Source organism: Mycolicibacter kumamotonensis (genome assembly GCF_002086285.1).
Taxonomy (GTDB): Bacteria; Actinomycetota; Actinomycetes; order Mycobacteriales; family Mycobacteriaceae; genus Mycobacterium; species Mycobacterium kumamotonense.
Window position 1 is genome coordinate 70,048 of the sequence record NZ_MVHU01000002.1, and the last position, 13,823, is coordinate 83,870.

Consider the following 13,823-nt stretch of genomic DNA (forward strand, 5'->3'; position numbering starts at 1 on the left):
ACCGCCACGGGCGCCACCACGACCGAGTTGCTGACCGCTGTCGGCGTGTATATGCCGCAGCAGGATTCCCACCTGCTGATAGACACCATGGAAGCCACCGGGCTGGCCGGCCGGGGCCGGGTACTCGACCTGTGTACCGGGTCGGGGGTGGTGGCGATCGCGGCGGCCGAGATGGGCGCCGACAGCGTCACCGCCTTCGACATCTGCCCGCGCGCGGTGCGGTGCTCGCGGGACAACGCGCGCGCTGCTGGGGCCGACGTGGAGATCCGGCACGGCCCGTGGACCGGTGCGCTGGCCTGCGATCCGTTCGACCTGGTCGTGTCGAACCCGCCGTATGTGCCCAGCCCGCGCCACGGCGGCCCGATTCCGGCGGCGGGGGGACCGGAATGGTCGTGGAACGGGGGCGTCGACGGCCGGATCGTCCTTGATCCGTTGTGTCGCTCTGCCGCCGCACTGTTGCGCAGCGGCGGCTCGGTGCTGCTGGTCCAGTCGGCACTGGCAGATCCCGGGCGATCGTTGAAAGCATTGCGCGACAGTGGGTTGGATGCCGATATCGTGGCGTCGCGATGGATTCCGTTCGGCCCGGTTGTGTCGGCGCGGGCCGGCTGGCTGGAACGAACCGGGCGGATGCCCCGCGGCTGCCGCGAAGAGCAGCTGGTGGTGATCCGGGCGGACAAGCCATGACCGGGCCGCAGCCCCAGCTGGTGAAGCCCGTCCGCAACGGTCCGGTCCTGGTCTCCGGGCCGGTGCGCATCGAGACACCCGACGGTGTCGTCGAATCAGACCGGTTTATGGTGGCCATCTGTGCCTGCGGGCGCAGCCGCAATTACCCGCTATGCGACACCAGCCATCGTCGACGTGAGACCTCACCCCGGGATTGAGTCCTACCCGCTATCGGACTGGCCGACGTCGTAGTCTTCGTCGGGGAGTGGAACGCTGATCGCCTGGTCGATCACATCGGCGGGGTTGGCGTCGATCTCGTCGATGTTTTCCAGGCGGGCCGGATCGAGTCCACCGTCGTCGGTCGCGTCGGCCGCGAGCCACTGTTCGGCACGATCTGCCTCGGGAACGTCCGCGGTCGGTGGCAGCCCTTCAGCGTTGGTCATGATGACCCCTTTCGTTTCCGGCCTTGGTGTTCCGCCCGCTGGGCCGCGAGCAGGGCATAGTCCGCTTTCAGCTGGTCGTTGTCCGACCTCAGTCGATGGTTGTCCGATGCCAGCCTGGTGTTGTCCGACGCCAGCCGGGCATTGCGTGCTTCCAGGCCCAGGATCTCACCGATACCGGCCACGTTGACCCCTTCCGCTACCAGTTCCACGATGCGTCGCAGCCGCGCCAGGTCGTCATCGCTGTAACGGCGTGTTCCGCCCGCCGTGCGGGCCGGGGTCAGCAGGCCGCGCCGCTCGTAGAGCCGCAACGTCTGCGGGCCGATACCGGACAACTCGGCAGCCACCGAGATGCTGTATACCCCAAGCCCGGATCGGGCATTCATGTCCTCGGCCAAGACTCGTCGCTTTCACTGGTCGGATAGTTCTTGCACAAACCTACCATCGATGCTATATAAAAATCTATGACGGCGGACATAGATGATCTGCCGCAGATCGAGGAGGTGGAGATGATGTTGATGCGTACCGATCCGTTCCGTGATCTCGACCGCTGGACTCAGCAGATCCTGGGCACCGCGGCTCGGCCGGCGGTCATGCCCATGGACGCCTGGCGCGACGAAGATCAGTTCATCGTCGAGTTCGACCTGCCGGGAGTGAAGGAAGACTCCTTGAACCTCGATGTCGAGCGCAACGTGCTGACCGTGCACGCCGAGCGACCCGGCCTTGATCAGGACCGCGAGATGGTGTCGGCGGAGCGGCCGCGCGGTGTGTTCAGCCGCCAGCTGTTCCTGGGCGACAACCTTGACGTCGACCAGATCCAGGCCAGCTACCACGACGGGGTGCTTCGGCTGACCATTCCGGTTGCGGAGAAGGCAAAGCCGCGCCGGATCAAGGTCGCCACCGGACACGGCGAGCGGGCCATCAACGCCTGATTGCGAGGGGGCGGGCGGCGGCCTGCAAGGTGGAGAAGGTGAGCGCGAACCCTTCGCTGACCACCGACATTTTGACCGCGGAGGTGCTGGACGAGGCGGAGCGCATCGTGCGTGTCGCAGGGCTGCGACTGCGCTCCGCCGTAAACCCCAAGCACTGTGACGCGGTGCGCACCGAATGCCCGTCGCCCGGCCCCGCCCCCCAAGCTCGCCATACGTGCGCCAGGCCGAAGCGGCGTGGCGTCCACCACCGGGGGGTCCTCGGAACGGTCGGACAGGCGGTGGCGTAGCCGGCGGAGCCCGACCGACGCAGCGGTCGCCTCCGCGACGCCACCGACCTTGTCCGCGTGCACACACATGGGAGGTGATGCCTAGCGGGATGAGCACTTCGGGCGGTGACTTGCGCCGGCCCACGGCTGCGCACGATATCGCCGCACGGCCCGGCGTGGCCCCGCCGTCACCCTGCTCTCCCGGCAGCGGGACCACGCCGGCCTGCATCAAGGGAAGTCCCACAGTTGCTGAGCGAGTCTGGTGGCGTGATGAACGAGAGCCCCGATCCCTACACCGTGCTGGGAGTGACGCCTTCGGCCACTCCCGCGCAGATCAGCCACGCCTTCCGCACCAAGGTGCGCGCCCTGCACCCCGACACCGGACCTGCGCGTTCGCAACTACCCGACGATGCCGACGCCCAGTTGCAGCGGCTGCTACTTGCCTATTCCGCGGTGCGCCACGCCGGCCGCCGAAGCGCCGGCGCCGATCCGCCCACAGCAAGGCCCGCCGGCGCGGACGCCCGGGGGCCGGTGACGGTCCGGATCACCGACCGCCGCACACCCGCGCGGCGTCCCCGGAAAGACTTGTGGGCCGGGCCGGTGCGCCGGCACCGCTGATCGGATGGGCTACGCCGGGGGAGTCATTTCTGCAGGGTGTACTGGTGGACGCTGGTGTAGCCGTCGCGGAACAGCTTCACGCAGCCGTTGAGGTACCTGTCGTAGCGGTCATAGACCTCTTCGGGTTGCGCCGCGATCGCCTTGTCTTTGTTGGCAGCCAGCGCCGCCGCCCAGTCCTCAAGGGTGCGAACGTAGTTGGATCCGATCTCGTGGACGCGGGCGACAGTGAATCCGGCTTCGGTCGCACGGTCAGCGACCATGGACGCCGTGGGAAGCTGACCGCCGGGGAAGATCTCGGTCATGATGAACTTGTTGAACCGGACCAGGCTCATGGTCAGTGGCAAACCCAGGCGCTGGGCGTCGTCCTGGGTGATCGCGGTGATGGTGTGCAGCAGCATCACCCCGTCGGACGGCAGAACACGGTAGGCCATGTTGAAGAAGTCGCGGTACCGCTCGTGGCCGAAGTGCTCGAAGGCGCCGATGGATACGATGCGATCGACCGGTTCGTCGAATTCTTCCCAGCCCTGCAGACGCACCTCCACGGTGCGCGGGGTGGGTATCTCGTTCAGCTTGGCGATGGCGTACTCGCGTTGGCGCTCACTGATTGTCAGCCCGATGACGTTGACATCGAATACTTCCAGGGCGCGTCGCATCCCACCGCCCCAGCCGCAGCCGATGTCCAGCAGCGTCATGCCCGGCTCCAGTCCCAGCTTGCCCAGTGCCAAGTCGAACTTGGCGTTCTGCGCCTCATCGCGGGTGGTCTCCGGATGCTGGTAATACCCGCAGGTATAGCCCATCGTCGGACCTAGGAACAGCTCGAAGAACTCATTCGAGATGTCGTAGATCGACTGCAGTTCTGCGTACTTGGGCTTTAACTCAGACATCGATCTTTCACGCTACACCCAGCTTGGCCCAGCCCGGGAGGCCTCGCGCCGCGGGACCCGCCGACGTCGTCGTGCCGCCGGGGCGGCAACACGCTGGCCGCTATCAATACCAGTAGCGACGGCCCGCGACCGGTCGGCCGACCGCGCCCAGAATCCACAGTGCGGCACCGATAACGACAAGAATGATTCCGATCGTCCACAACACGTTGATCTTGAAGACGAGCGCCAGAATAAGCAGGATCACCCCGAGTGCGATCATCACCAATCCCTTCTCTTACACAATGAAACTGACAGCATCCACAGCAGACGGTTGCGGCAAATGGCAATCCGATACGACGGGATTGAACCCGGCATAGTTCAAGGGGCCTGCCAATACGGTGACCGCAATGGTTCCGGCAGTTGCGCAACTGGTTTCGGTTCCGTGGAAATAGTCGCGCTGCCACGCGGCGAAAGCGCCGATGAGTAACCAGATCAGCACGACAGTCCCGGCCAAACCACCGATCCGCATTATCCGTCCTCCGTCCATCCTTTACCGCATCAGTTCCCCGTCGGACCGCTGTCGAAACCTGCCCGCCGGCCGACGTACCCGCAATGTTTGACCGGCGGGGCGGTGGGGTACTGCCGGGCGAGACTTCCGCGAACAGAACACAGAACGGAGCGCGCAGTGGTGGTGCTGCAAACGGGTGAAGCACGGGCGGGTAGTCACGCGGAGTGGATCGGGGAAACCGGCGAGTTCCTCGATCGGATGCTGCGCAATGTTGCGCACGGCCGCTTCGAGAGGTCGCTGTCGGCGATGACCGTGTTCGCGGCGGTGGTGACCACGGCCGAGATCTACCTCGAGCATTACAAGGCCGGCTTCGGCAACAAATGGATGTGGAGTCCGGTGCTGGTCACGCCGCCGGTGGTGGTCGCCGGGATCGGTGGGGTGTTCTCCCGCCGCTGGGCCAAAAGTTGGCTTCCGTTGACCGCCGGGGTCTATGCCGCCAACGGCCTACTGGGTGAATACCTGCACGCTCGCGGGGTGGCGCGCAAACCCGGGGGCTGGAAGATGGCCTCATACAACGTGCCGATGGGCCCGCCCATCGCGGCGCCCGGCCTGATGGCGATGGTCGGGGGGATGGGCCTGTTGGCGGCGGTGCTGCGTCGCGAACGCTGAGGTGCCCATGGCCGACACCTCCCTTCCCGACCACCTGCCCAACCTGCGGGCTGATCGGCAACCTCCGCACCCGTCCTGGCTGCCCCGGCAGCGCCGCGGCACCACCCCGCAGATGATCGGGCGCTACCCGGATTTCGACGTACTGGAATCCCAAGACAGCTGGGATGACGCCACCAAGAAGGTGGTGCTGGCCCGGCTGGAGCCGCCCGGCCCGCTGCGGTTCTTCACCCCCGACGAGGAACCCACCCTGCGGGCATTCTGCGACATCGTGCTGGCCCAAGACCACGAGCCGCGGGTGCCGGTGGCCGAGTTCGTCGACGCCAAACTGGCCGACGGCCAGCTCGACGGCTACCAGTACGCCGACATGCCCGACGACCGGGACACCTGGCGCCTGGTGCTGCGGGGCCTCGACGAGGCCGCCCGGGAGCGCTACGGCAGAACGTCGTTCGCCGACGCCGAGCCCGCCACCCAACTGGCGCTGGTCAACCAGTTCTCCCAGGGCTGGCTGCAGGAGGGCAGCTTCGCGCAGCTGAACGCAGGCCGGGCCTGGTCGGTGTGCATGCGGATGACCCTGTCGGCGTTCTACTCGCACCCGTGGGCATGGAACGAGATCGGATTCGGCGGTCCGGCGTACCCGCGCGGATACATGCGACTGGGTGGGCCGACCGGGCCGTCCGCGGTGCGTGAGCCGTTCGAAACCCGAGGTGCCACCAACGAGGACCCGGTCGAAATGGTGCAAGAAGAGGGCTACTAGTGGGCGATTTCTGGCGCGGCCTGCTCAAGGGATCGCTGGGCCCACCCGACAACGACTCGCGATTCCTTCTCGATGTGCAGTCGCGGGACCTGCCCGGCGAGAAGACGATGCGCCGGTACGCCACCGATGACGAGGTCGACCTGGTAGTCGTCGGCGCGGGTGCCGGGGGATCCGTGCTGGCGCAACGCCTGGCACGGGCCGGTTGGCGCATCGTGATCATCGAAGCGGGCCCGTTCTGGCATCCGGACGAAGACTGGGTCTCCGATGAAGCCGGCTCGCATCCGCTGTACTGGACGCAGAAGCGCATCATCGGCGGTGACGACCCGATCGAGTTGGGCAAGAACAACTCCGGACGCGGGGTCGGCGGCTCGATGGTGCACTACGCCGGCTACTGCCCGCGGTTCCACCCGAGTGACCTACGCACCCGCAGCCTCGACGGCGTCGGAGTGGACTGGCCGATCGACTACCAGGACATCCGCCGCCACTACGAAGTGCTGGAGGCCGAACTGCCGGTGGCGGGACAGAACTGGCCCTGGGGCTTTCCGCACCGCTACCCCTCCTCGCCGCACCCGATCTCCGGCGCCGCATCGAAGCTGTGGGAGGGCGCCCTCAAACTGGGGATCGAGATGCGGGTGGGCCCGGTCGGAATCGTCAACGGCACCTTCGGGAACCGACCGCACTGCATCTACCGCGGCTACTGCCTGCAGGGCTGCAAGGTCAACGCCAAGGCCAGCCCGTACGTCACCCATCTTCCCGACGCACTGGCCCACGGCGTGGAGATCCGGGCAGAGTCCATGGCCACCCGCATCGAACTCGATGAGACCGGAGCGGCACGCGGTGTCGTCTACTACGACCGGCACGGCGCCGAGCACCTGCAACGCGCCAAGGTCGTCGCCGTAGCCGGGTATTCCATCGAAACCCCACGGCTGCTGCTCAATTCGACCAGCGCCCGGTTTCCGAACGGACTGGGAAACAACACCGATCAGGTGGGTCGTTACGTCATGGTCCAAGGCGCCACCCAGACGGCGGGCCGATGGCCGGAGGAACTGCGGATGTACAAGGCGCCCCCGCCGCAGGTGTCCAGCGAGCAGTTCTACGAGACCGACACCGCCCGCGGATTCGCCCGCGGATTCTCCATTCAGACCGTGTCGCCGCTCCCGATCGGCTGGTCCGAGCACGTGCTCGCCGACGGGCACTGGGGGCGGGCGATGCGCGAATACATGCGCGACTACAACCACTGGAGCACGATCGGCGTGCTCAATGAACTGCTGCCACTACCGGACAACAGGATCACCCTGGCCGAGGAGACCGACGGCTACGGCATCCCGGTGGCCCGAATGGATTACTCCCGCTGTGACAACGACAAGGCGAACATGGAGTACTCCACCAAGGTGATCACCGACATCCTGCACGCGGCCGGAGCGCAGGATGTGCTGACCATCCAACGCTATGCGCACCTCATCGGCGGCGCCCGGATGGGCACCGCGCCGGAGAACTCCGTCGTCGACGCCGACCATCGGGTATGGGGAGTGCCCAACGTCTTCATCTCCGACGGCTCGGTCTGTCCGACCCAGGGGTCGGCCAACCCGGCACTGACCATCATGGCGCTGGCCTCCCGGCTCGCCGAGCGGCTTGCCGGAAAGCGCGTCTTGCAGAAGGGATTCCAACCATGACCCGGACAGTCGTCATCACCGGCGCCAGCGCCGGAATCGGTCGCGCCGTCGCGGAGCAGTTCGGCGCACGCGGGGCCGCGGTGGCCCTGCTGGCCCGTGGCGAGGCGGGCTTGCGGGGCGCGGCACGCGACGTCGAAGCCGCCGGTGGAGCCGCGCTGCCCATCCCGACCGATGTGGCCGACCACACCGCCGTGGAGGCCGCCGCCGACCGCGTCGAAGCGGAGTTAGGGCCGATCGACACCTGGATCAACGTCGCGTTCACCTCGGTGTTCGCGCCGTTCAGCGAGATCGGACCCGAGGAGTTCAAACGGGTGACCGAGGTCTGCTACCTCGGCTTCGTCTACGGCACCATGGCGGCGCTGGCGCGGATGAAACCCCGTGACCGCGGCACCGTCGTGCAGGTGGGCTCCGCGCTGGGGCAACGGTCCATCCCGTTGCAGTCGGCATACTGCGGCGCCAAGCATGCGATCAACGGGTTCACCGAATCGGTGCGCTGCGAGCTGTTGCAGGAGGGCTCGAAGGTGAATATCACCATCGTGCAGATGCCGGCGGTCAACACCCCGCAGTTCTCCTGGGTGCTGTCCCGGCTGCCGCGCCACCCGCAGCCGGTGCCGCCGATCTACCAGCCGGAGCTGGTTGCCCGGGCCGTGCTGCGAGCCGCCGACCATCCGCGGCGCAAGCAGTACTGGGCGGGGGAGAGCACCGTTGCGACCCTGTTGGCGCAGAAGTTCGCCGCACCGCTGCTGGACCGCTATCTGGCTCGTACCGGCTATGACTCGCAGCAGACCGGCGAATATATCGACGGCACCGCGGTTCAGAACCTGTGGGAGCCCGCAGACGCCGCCACCGATCACGGGGCCCGTGGTGAGTTCAACGACTCCTCTCATGCGCGCAGCCCGCAGCTCTGGGCGTCCCGGCACTCCGGGCTGGTCGCCGGGGCGGCGACGGCGCTGGGGGTGGCGGGGGCCGGCGTGCTCGCCGCGCGGCGTCGTTGAGCGGGGCGGTTCGACAGGGCCGCATCGTGATTGCCGGGCGGCTTCGGCGGGTATGCAGCCGAGACTGGCTGATTGGAGGTCACATGCCCAAGACGACGAAGAGCGGCACCGCCAAGAAGAGCGAGTTGCCCAGCACGCTGCAACGTTCCAGTAGCAAGGCGCAACGCACGTTCGCCAAGGCGCACGACGCGGCCGCCAAGGAGTACGGCAGCGAGCAGCGCGCGCACCGGGTGGCATACGCGGCGCTCAAGCACAGTTTCGAAAAGGTCGGGGACCACTGGGAACCCAAGAAGAAGCGTGGCCCGTCCGACAAGCGTGCGGCCCGGGGCGGCCTGAACAACTCGGCGCCGTCCGCCGAGGGCGTCGACGCCAACGCCAGCAAGCAGCACCTGATGGACGTTGCCCGCCGGCTGGACATTCACGGGCGCTCGACGATGCGGAAATCGGAACTGGTCACGGCGATCAAGAAACACAACCGCCGTGTTCGGGGCAAGTAGAGCGCTCGGCGAAACCCTGCTGTGGTGGCTGATCACCGCCGCGGTATGGGTGGTGACGTTGACCGAGCGGACCGTCGCAGAGCTGGCCGCGGCGGTGCTGTGCACGTTGCCGTGCGCGGTTGCCGCTCGGGCGGCGCGGCGCGCCAACCGCGGCAGCTGGCGGTTACAGCCGGGGTGGCTGCGCTGGGTGCCAACGGTTGCGGCCGAGCTGCTCACGCAGACGGCCCAGGTGTGGGCTTATCTTCTGGTGCCGTCGCGGCGATCCCGGTCGGAGATCCGCCCGGTGGCGTTGCCCGACGAACCGGCGGCGGTGGCGGCCGGTCGTCGGGCTGCCGCGACGCTGGCGTTGGCCACGACTCCGGGGACCGTTGTGCTCGACAGTGCTGCGCACACCGTGCTGGTGCACCGGGTCGGGCGGCGGCCGGGTGCGCTGGAGACGGCGGTGGGGCGGTGAGCCCCGGGGTGCTCGCCGCACTGGTGTTGCAGGGCGGGGTCGTGCTGCCCGGGGTCTGGATGGCCGCTCGCGGCGCTCCCCGAAGGCGCCTGGTCGGACTGGAATTCGCCGGCGTCGGCGCGATCGCGATGCTGTCGGTGCTGGCGGTCTGCTGGCGCCAGGACTGGAGCCTGATCGTCCCCTTGGTGCTGGCGCTGGTGACGTTTCCCGGGACCCTCGTCTACGCCCGGCTCCTGGCGGGCGAACCGTGATCGCCTGGCTGATGGTGCTCGCCGGTGTGTCGGTGATGGCCTGCTGTGCGCTGGGTGCGATCGGGCTGTATCCGGTGCTCGACCAACTGCACCTGCTGACGGTGACCACGTCGGTGGGTTTTCCGCTGACCGGGCTGGGCTTGATCGTGCATCGGGGGCCCACCGCAGCGTCGGCGATGGTCGCGGTGATCGTCGGGTTGGTGTTGCTCACCGGCCCGGCGATGTCCGCGGCCACCGCCCGACTGACCGCGCAGGAAGCCGGTGTGGTGAAAGCCGATTCGCCGCCATGACCGTGCTGATTCTGGTGTCGGTCACGCTGGTCGGGCTCACCGGAACCATCGTCGCCCTGACCGCTGATCCCCACCGACAGGCCATCGTGCTGGCGGTGTTCGGGTTGACGCTCACCATGTTGTTCATGGTGCTCCAGGCGCCCGACGTGGCGTTGTCCCAGTTGCTGATCGGCGGAGTGGTGGTGCCGCTGATGGTGATGCTCACCGTCCGAACGGTGCAGCGGCAGCGCCGGGAGATCGGCCGGTGAGCCGCGCGGGGCGCACGATGCTGTTCCTCGCCGGTGCCGCCGGAGTGAGCCTGCTGCTGTGGATGGGATTCGCCGAACTGCCGGCGTTCGGGCAGGATCATCACCTCTATCGGGATCTCGCGGTGCGAGAAGCGTTTACGCACGCCACCGCCAACGTGGTCGCATCGGTGAACTTCGACCTGCGCGCACTGGACACCTTCGGCGAGGAGACGATTCTCGTCGCGTCGGTGACGGGTGTGATGGCCCTGCTGCGTCCCGCGGTGGAGGAGCGCGAATACCACGACTCAGGCATCCAAGGCCGCACTGCCGCTTTGGACGCCACCCGGCTGGTCGGATACCTGTTGCTGCCGGTGACCCTGGCGGTAGGCCTCGACGTGGTGCTGCACGGACATCTGACGCCCGGCGGCGGCTTCCAGGGCGGCGTGGTGCTGGCCACCGGCCTGCACCTGCTCTACATCACCGGTAGCTTCCGGGCGCTGGACCGGTTGTGTCCGGTCAACGTCTTCGACATCGGCGAGGCCCTGGGCGCGGCGGCGTTCGCCGGCATCGGGATCGCCGGGTTGCTCACCGGCGGAGCCTTCCTGCTCAACGTGTTGCCGACCGGCACACGCGGTCAACTGTTGTCCTCCGGGTCGGTGCCGCTGCTCAACGCGGCGGTCGCCGTGGCCGTGGCGTGCGGGATGACGGTGCTGCTGGCGCAGTTCCTGGCGCAGGAGATCACCGTCGCTCCGCAGCGGGAGGGTTCGTGAGCGCCTTGAGCGGCTACGTATACGGGGTGGCGGGCTGGATGGTGCTGATCGGTTCATTCGGAATCATCCGCAGCCGCAATCTGGTTCACACCGTGGTGTGCCTGTCGGTGGCTCAGTCCGGTACTTATCTGCTGTTGCTGGCGATCGGCTACCAGCAGGACGCGGCACCGCCGATCTTCGTCGATGCGCCGGTGCCGGCAGCGGTGGTCGACCCGGTGGTGCAGGCGATGACGTTGACCGACATCGTTATTCAGGCCACGGTCACCGCGCTGCTGCTGGCGTTGGCCATCCAGGTCCACAAGCGCCACCACACCCTGGACCCGGATCAGTTGTCGGCGCTGCGGGGCTGAGCCGCCGTGCCGGCCGCCACCGCCCTGCTGCCGCTGCTGGTCGCGGTGCCGATCCTGGTGGCATGCCTGCTCTTAGCGGTGGGCGGTCGACTGCCCAAGTCCCTTGCCAACACGGTGGTGCTCGCCGTGGCGGCGGCCTCGACCGGGGCCGCCGGCTGTGTGCTGGCCGCCGCGGCCGAGCGCACCGTGGTGGCCTGGAGCGGGGGCTGGCAGCCGCGTGAGGGGCTGGCGGTCGGAATCGCCCTGGCGGCTGATCCGCTGTCGGCGGGACTGGCGGTGCTGATCGGTGCGCTGACCGGGTGTGCGGCGCTCTACAGTCGCCGCGGACTCGACGAGGCCGATACCCGTTTCGACGCACTGCTGTTGATCTTCCTGGCCGCGATGAACGGCTTCGTCCTGGCCGCCGACCTGTTCAACCTGTTCGTGTTCTTGGAGCTGATGGGCGCGGTGGCCTACGCGCTGACCGGCATCAAGATCGAAGACCGCTCGGCGATCCAGGGCGCGCTCAACTTCGGGATCATCCAATCGCTCAGCGCCTGCCTGACCCTGGTGGGCATCGGCATGCTCTATGCCCGCGTCGGTCAGCTGGGCATGGCTCAGCTGGGTGCGGCGTTGCGGGGCGGCCCGCCCGATGCCCTGGTGGTGGCCGCCTTCGTGCTGGTCTCGGCGGCATTGCTGGTCAAAGCCGCGATCGTGCCGTTGCACTTCTGGCTGGCCGACGCGCATGCCGTCGCTCCCGCCGGGGTGTGCGTGCTGTTCTCCGGGGTCATGGTCGAACTCGGGCTCTACGGGCTCTGGCGGGTCTACTGGGTGGTGTTCGCCGGGGTGCTGCCGCCGGCCGTGATGGGTCGCGTCTTCGTGGCCGCCGGTGTGCTGACCGCGGTCGTCGGCTCGGTGATGTGTGTGCTGCAGCGGCACCTCAAGCGGATGCTGGCCTATTCGACGATCGGTCACGTGGGCTTGCTGCTGGTCGCCACCGCGACGCTGAGCTCGCAGGGGGTGGGCGGCGCGGCGGTGTATGCGATCGGGCACGCCGGCGCCAAGTCGGCGTTGTTCCTGATCGTCGGGGTCCTGCTGGACCGGCACCACAGCGTCGACGAATGGGAGTTGGTAGGGCGCGGCCGGGGACAGCCGGCGCTGGCGGCCTGTTACGCCGTCGCGGCGGCGGCACTGGCCGGCCTGCCGCCGTTCGGAACCGCGCTGGGCAAATCCCTGTGCGAGGAGGCGGTGGGCACCGCCTGGGGATCGGCCCTGTTCCTGGGGGTTTCAGCGCTCACCGCTGGTGCGGCGTTGCGGGCCGGCATTCGCTGCTTCACCGGTTTCGGCGGCCACCACACCGAGCCGCCCGACGATCCGGCCGTCGGTCGGACCACCAGGGGCGACGAGCAACCCGACACCTGGCTTCGGCGGACACCGGCGAGCATGTACACCGCGATCGGGCTGCTGCTGACCGTATGTCTGGCCGCCGGGGTGCTGCCCGCGGTCGCGCACGGCGCCGACATCGCCGCTCGCCGCTTCCTCGACGCCGGTGCGGCGATCGAGGCGCCGGGTTGGTCGGTGTCCGGTGCCGGGCTGGGTGTGGTGGGTTGCGTGGTGGCGATCGGGGTTGCGGTCGCCGGGATGTACCACCGGTTCCCGGTGGCCGCCGCGGTGACCGCGCCCGTGCTCAGAGTGCTGCGCGCGGCGCATTCCGGCCATATCGGCGACTATGTGGCCTGGCTGTTCGCCGCGCTCGCGGTGCTGAGCGCCGCCGTGGCGATGCCGTTGAGGTGACAGAGGCCGGTGGGTTGCCGCGCGCCGGCAGCCCGAAACGGTTGTGCCGCAACGGGGTTTCAGGCCCGGTCGGCCCGTCGATCGGCCAACGCCGCGATCGGTGTCTGATCCAGATGCAGCAGCAGATCCTCGGCGTTGTCGAAAACGCTCACGGCGCCCGCGGTTTCCAACTCCGTGCGGGACACTCCGCCGCTGAGCACACCGATGCTCGGCACGCCGGCGCGCGCGCAGGCTTTCGCGTCCCAGACGGCGTCGCCCACGAAGACCGCTTGATCGGCTGTCGCACCGATCCGGTCCAAGGCGATCCCGATGATGCCCGGGTCCGGTTTGGCAACGTCGACGTCGGCGGACGAGGTGACCGCGGCGATCAGGTCGTCGCAGTTCAGCGCCTTGCGTAATATCGCCAGCTCGTCCTCCGGCGCCGAGGTGGCCAGCACCACCGGCAGGTCGAGTGCGGCGAGACGTTCCAGCAGCCGCCGGGCGCCCGGAAGCGGTGACAGCAGCTCCGCCGTCTGCAGGTAGTAGCGGGAGTGCAAGTCTTTCAGCTCCCGCCGGACATCGTCGGGCGCGTCGTCGGACAGCAGGCGCACCAGCGCGGATCCGTCCATCCCGATGGCGCGGTGAATGCGCCAGGATTCGACCTCGATGGCCAACTCGGCGAACGCGCGCCGCCACGCGTGCACATGCAGGTAATTGGAATCGACCAAAGTGCCGTCGACATCGAACAACACCGCCGATCGGGTGACCACAGCTCTTCCTCTCCGTTTGCGGACGTCCCCGCTGGGATACCCACGCAGGGAATTCCCATACCGTCCCCAGGAGAGAGGACA

At 68.1% G+C, this 13,823-nt stretch carries 23 protein-coding genes; 17 read left to right on the forward strand and 6 right to left on the reverse strand.

The features are described 5' to 3' along the window. Positions 1–51 precede the first annotated feature (51 nt). On the forward strand, positions 52–684 hold the full coding sequence (locus BST28_RS01815; RefSeq protein ID WP_065288913.1) for a HemK2/MTQ2 family protein methyltransferase: 633 nt from the start codon (positions 52–54) through the stop codon (positions 682–684). Continuing rightward, positions 681–881, forward strand: coding sequence for a CDGSH iron-sulfur domain-containing protein (locus tag BST28_RS01820; protein ID WP_065288892.1), 201 nt, complete (start codon positions 681–683; stop codon positions 879–881). The genes BST28_RS01815 and BST28_RS01820 overlap by 4 nt, the downstream gene beginning before the upstream one ends. Before the next feature lie 3 nt (positions 882–884). Here the strand turns inward: BST28_RS01820 and BST28_RS01825 are convergent, their stop codons facing one another. Then, on the reverse strand, positions 885–1,106 hold the full coding sequence (locus BST28_RS01825; RefSeq protein WP_019734831.1) for an Rv3202a family protein: 222 nt from the start codon (positions 1,104–1,106) through the stop codon (positions 885–887). Next, positions 1,103–1,489, reverse strand: coding sequence for a MerR family transcriptional regulator (locus tag BST28_RS01830; protein ID WP_065288893.1), 387 nt, complete (start codon positions 1,487–1,489; stop codon positions 1,103–1,105). The genes BST28_RS01825 and BST28_RS01830 overlap by 4 nt, the downstream gene beginning before the upstream one ends. Positions 1,490–1,612: 123 nt before the next feature. On the opposite strand from BST28_RS01830, the gene BST28_RS01835 reads away from it, so the two are divergent. The 3 genes from BST28_RS01835 to BST28_RS01840 all read left to right on the forward strand — a co-directional run bounded on the left by BST28_RS01835 (position 1,613) and on the right by BST28_RS01840 (position 2,919). Continuing rightward, a complete protein-coding gene (locus tag BST28_RS01835) occupies positions 1,613–2,035 on the forward strand; it encodes an Hsp20/alpha crystallin family protein (protein WP_065288914.1) in 423 nt (140 codons plus the stop codon). A gap of 38 nt (positions 2,036–2,073) precedes the next feature. Further along, positions 2,074–2,322, forward strand: a complete 249-nt coding sequence (locus BST28_RS23610) for a hypothetical protein (RefSeq protein ID WP_131813849.1) — start codon at positions 2,074–2,076, stop codon at positions 2,320–2,322. A gap of 249 nt (positions 2,323–2,571) precedes the next feature. Beyond that, complete coding sequence (locus tag BST28_RS01840; RefSeq protein WP_019738427.1) at positions 2,572–2,919, forward strand: J domain-containing protein; 348 nt, start codon at positions 2,572–2,574, stop codon at positions 2,917–2,919. Positions 2,920–2,942: 23 nt separating this feature from the next. Here BST28_RS01840 and BST28_RS01845 read toward each other — a convergent pair whose 3' ends face one another. The 3 genes from BST28_RS01845 to BST28_RS01850 all read right to left on the reverse strand — a co-directional run bounded on the left by BST28_RS01845 (position 2,943) and on the right by BST28_RS01850 (position 4,311). Continuing rightward, entirely contained in the window at positions 2,943–3,803 is an 861-nt protein-coding gene (locus BST28_RS01845; protein WP_065288894.1) for a cyclopropane mycolic acid synthase family methyltransferase, read from the reverse strand. 103 nt (positions 3,804–3,906) lie between these two features. Further along, a complete protein-coding gene (locus BST28_RS23955; RefSeq protein ID WP_019738425.1) occupies positions 3,907–4,062 on the reverse strand; it encodes a hypothetical protein in 156 nt (51 codons plus the stop codon). 15 nt (positions 4,063–4,077) lie between these two features. Next, positions 4,078–4,311 (reverse strand): hypothetical protein, encoded by a 234-nt coding sequence (locus BST28_RS01850; protein WP_109510963.1) that lies wholly within the window; start codon positions 4,309–4,311, stop codon positions 4,078–4,080. Between the two features lie 237 nt (positions 4,312–4,548). On the opposite strand from BST28_RS01850, the gene BST28_RS01855 reads away from it, so the two are divergent. The 12 genes from BST28_RS01855 (at position 4,549) to BST28_RS01910 (ending at position 12,993) form a co-directional block, all read left to right on the forward strand. After that, positions 4,549–4,959 (forward strand): hypothetical protein, encoded by a 411-nt coding sequence (locus BST28_RS01855; protein WP_234808175.1) that lies wholly within the window; start codon positions 4,549–4,551, stop codon positions 4,957–4,959. A gap of 7 nt (positions 4,960–4,966) precedes the next feature. After that, a complete protein-coding gene (locus tag BST28_RS01860; protein WP_019738422.1) occupies positions 4,967–5,713 on the forward strand; it encodes a gluconate 2-dehydrogenase subunit 3 family protein in 747 nt (248 codons plus the stop codon). Further along, a complete protein-coding gene (locus BST28_RS01865) occupies positions 5,713–7,386 on the forward strand; it encodes a GMC family oxidoreductase (RefSeq protein ID WP_083079633.1) in 1,674 nt (557 codons plus the stop codon). The genes BST28_RS01860 and BST28_RS01865 overlap by 1 nt, the downstream gene beginning before the upstream one ends. Beyond that, a complete protein-coding gene (locus tag BST28_RS01870) occupies positions 7,383–8,381 on the forward strand; it encodes an SDR family oxidoreductase (protein ID WP_083079635.1) in 999 nt (332 codons plus the stop codon). Before BST28_RS01865 ends, BST28_RS01870 begins: the two co-directional genes overlap by 4 nt. An 83-nt stretch (positions 8,382–8,464) precedes the next feature. Continuing rightward, positions 8,465–8,878 carry a ChaB family protein gene (locus tag BST28_RS01875; RefSeq protein ID WP_083079637.1) on the forward strand — a complete coding sequence of 138 codons (414 nt, stop codon included), beginning with the start codon at positions 8,465–8,467 and terminating at the stop codon, positions 8,876–8,878. After that, positions 8,862–9,332, forward strand: a complete 471-nt coding sequence (locus tag BST28_RS01880) for a Na+/H+ antiporter subunit E (protein WP_083079638.1) — start codon at positions 8,862–8,864, stop codon at positions 9,330–9,332. Before BST28_RS01875 ends, BST28_RS01880 begins: the two co-directional genes overlap by 17 nt. Then, complete coding sequence (locus BST28_RS01885) at positions 9,329–9,583, forward strand: MrpF/PhaF family protein (protein WP_083079640.1); 255 nt, start codon at positions 9,329–9,331, stop codon at positions 9,581–9,583. Before BST28_RS01880 ends, BST28_RS01885 begins: the two co-directional genes overlap by 4 nt. Continuing rightward, on the forward strand, positions 9,580–9,873 hold the full coding sequence (locus BST28_RS01890) for a monovalent cation/H(+) antiporter subunit G (RefSeq protein ID WP_083079642.1): 294 nt from the start codon (positions 9,580–9,582) through the stop codon (positions 9,871–9,873). The genes BST28_RS01885 and BST28_RS01890 overlap by 4 nt, the downstream gene beginning before the upstream one ends. Further along, positions 9,870–10,121 carry a Na(+)/H(+) antiporter subunit B gene (locus BST28_RS01895; RefSeq protein WP_083079644.1) on the forward strand — a complete coding sequence of 84 codons (252 nt, stop codon included), beginning with the start codon at positions 9,870–9,872 and terminating at the stop codon, positions 10,119–10,121. The genes BST28_RS01890 and BST28_RS01895 overlap by 4 nt, the downstream gene beginning before the upstream one ends. Beyond that, positions 10,118–10,870, forward strand: a complete 753-nt coding sequence (locus BST28_RS01900) for an MnhB domain-containing protein (protein ID WP_234808167.1) — start codon at positions 10,118–10,120, stop codon at positions 10,868–10,870. The genes BST28_RS01895 and BST28_RS01900 overlap by 4 nt, the downstream gene beginning before the upstream one ends. Beyond that, entirely contained in the window at positions 10,867–11,220 is a 354-nt protein-coding gene (locus BST28_RS01905) for a sodium:proton antiporter (RefSeq protein WP_234808168.1), read from the forward strand. The genes BST28_RS01900 and BST28_RS01905 overlap by 4 nt, the downstream gene beginning before the upstream one ends. 6 nt (positions 11,221–11,226) lie before the next feature. After that, positions 11,227–12,993 carry a complex I subunit 5 family protein gene (locus BST28_RS01910; protein ID WP_207570010.1) on the forward strand — a complete coding sequence of 589 codons (1,767 nt, stop codon included), beginning with the start codon at positions 11,227–11,229 and terminating at the stop codon, positions 12,991–12,993. 59 nt (positions 12,994–13,052) lie between these two features. Here BST28_RS01910 and BST28_RS01915 read toward each other — a convergent pair whose 3' ends face one another. Continuing rightward, on the reverse strand, positions 13,053–13,742 hold the full coding sequence (locus BST28_RS01915; protein WP_083079648.1) for an HAD family hydrolase: 690 nt from the start codon (positions 13,740–13,742) through the stop codon (positions 13,053–13,055). Between the last annotated feature and the right edge of the window lie 81 nt (positions 13,743–13,823).

Excerpts from the sequence above, each read along its gene's own strand:
- BST28_RS01815 (WP_065288913.1), top strand. The coding sequence starts at position 52 with ATGCCGCAGCAGGATTCCCACCTGCTGATAGACACCATGGAAGCCACC.
- BST28_RS01820 (WP_065288892.1), top strand. The coding sequence starts at position 681 with ATGACCGGGCCGCAGCCCCAGCTGGTGAAGCCCGTCCGCAACGGTCCG.
- BST28_RS01825 (WP_019734831.1), bottom strand. The coding sequence starts at position 1,106 with ATGACCAACGCTGAAGGGCTGCCACCGACCGCGGACGTTCCCGAGGCA.
- BST28_RS01830 (WP_065288893.1), bottom strand. The coding sequence starts at position 1,489 with ATGAATGCCCGATCCGGGCTTGGGGTATACAGCATCTCGGTGGCTGCC.
- BST28_RS01835 (WP_065288914.1), top strand. The coding sequence starts at position 1,613 with ATGATGTTGATGCGTACCGATCCGTTCCGTGATCTCGACCGCTGGACT.
- BST28_RS01840 (WP_019738427.1), top strand. The coding sequence starts at position 2,572 with ATGAACGAGAGCCCCGATCCCTACACCGTGCTGGGAGTGACGCCTTCG.
- BST28_RS01845 (WP_065288894.1), bottom strand. The coding sequence starts at position 3,803 with ATGTCTGAGTTAAAGCCCAAGTACGCAGAACTGCAGTCGATCTACGAC.
- BST28_RS23955 (WP_019738425.1), bottom strand. The coding sequence starts at position 4,062 with ATGATCGCACTCGGGGTGATCCTGCTTATTCTGGCGCTCGTCTTCAAG.
- BST28_RS01850 (WP_109510963.1), bottom strand. The coding sequence starts at position 4,311 with ATGCGGATCGGTGGTTTGGCCGGGACTGTCGTGCTGATCTGGTTACTC.
- BST28_RS01855 (WP_234808175.1), top strand. The coding sequence starts at position 4,549 with ATGCTGCGCAATGTTGCGCACGGCCGCTTCGAGAGGTCGCTGTCGGCG.
- BST28_RS01860 (WP_019738422.1), top strand. The coding sequence starts at position 4,967 with ATGGCCGACACCTCCCTTCCCGACCACCTGCCCAACCTGCGGGCTGAT.
- BST28_RS01870 (WP_083079635.1), top strand. The coding sequence starts at position 7,383 with ATGACCCGGACAGTCGTCATCACCGGCGCCAGCGCCGGAATCGGTCGC.
- BST28_RS01875 (WP_083079637.1), top strand. The coding sequence starts at position 8,465 with ATGCCCAAGACGACGAAGAGCGGCACCGCCAAGAAGAGCGAGTTGCCC.
- BST28_RS01895 (WP_083079644.1), top strand. The coding sequence starts at position 9,870 with ATGACCGTGCTGATTCTGGTGTCGGTCACGCTGGTCGGGCTCACCGGA.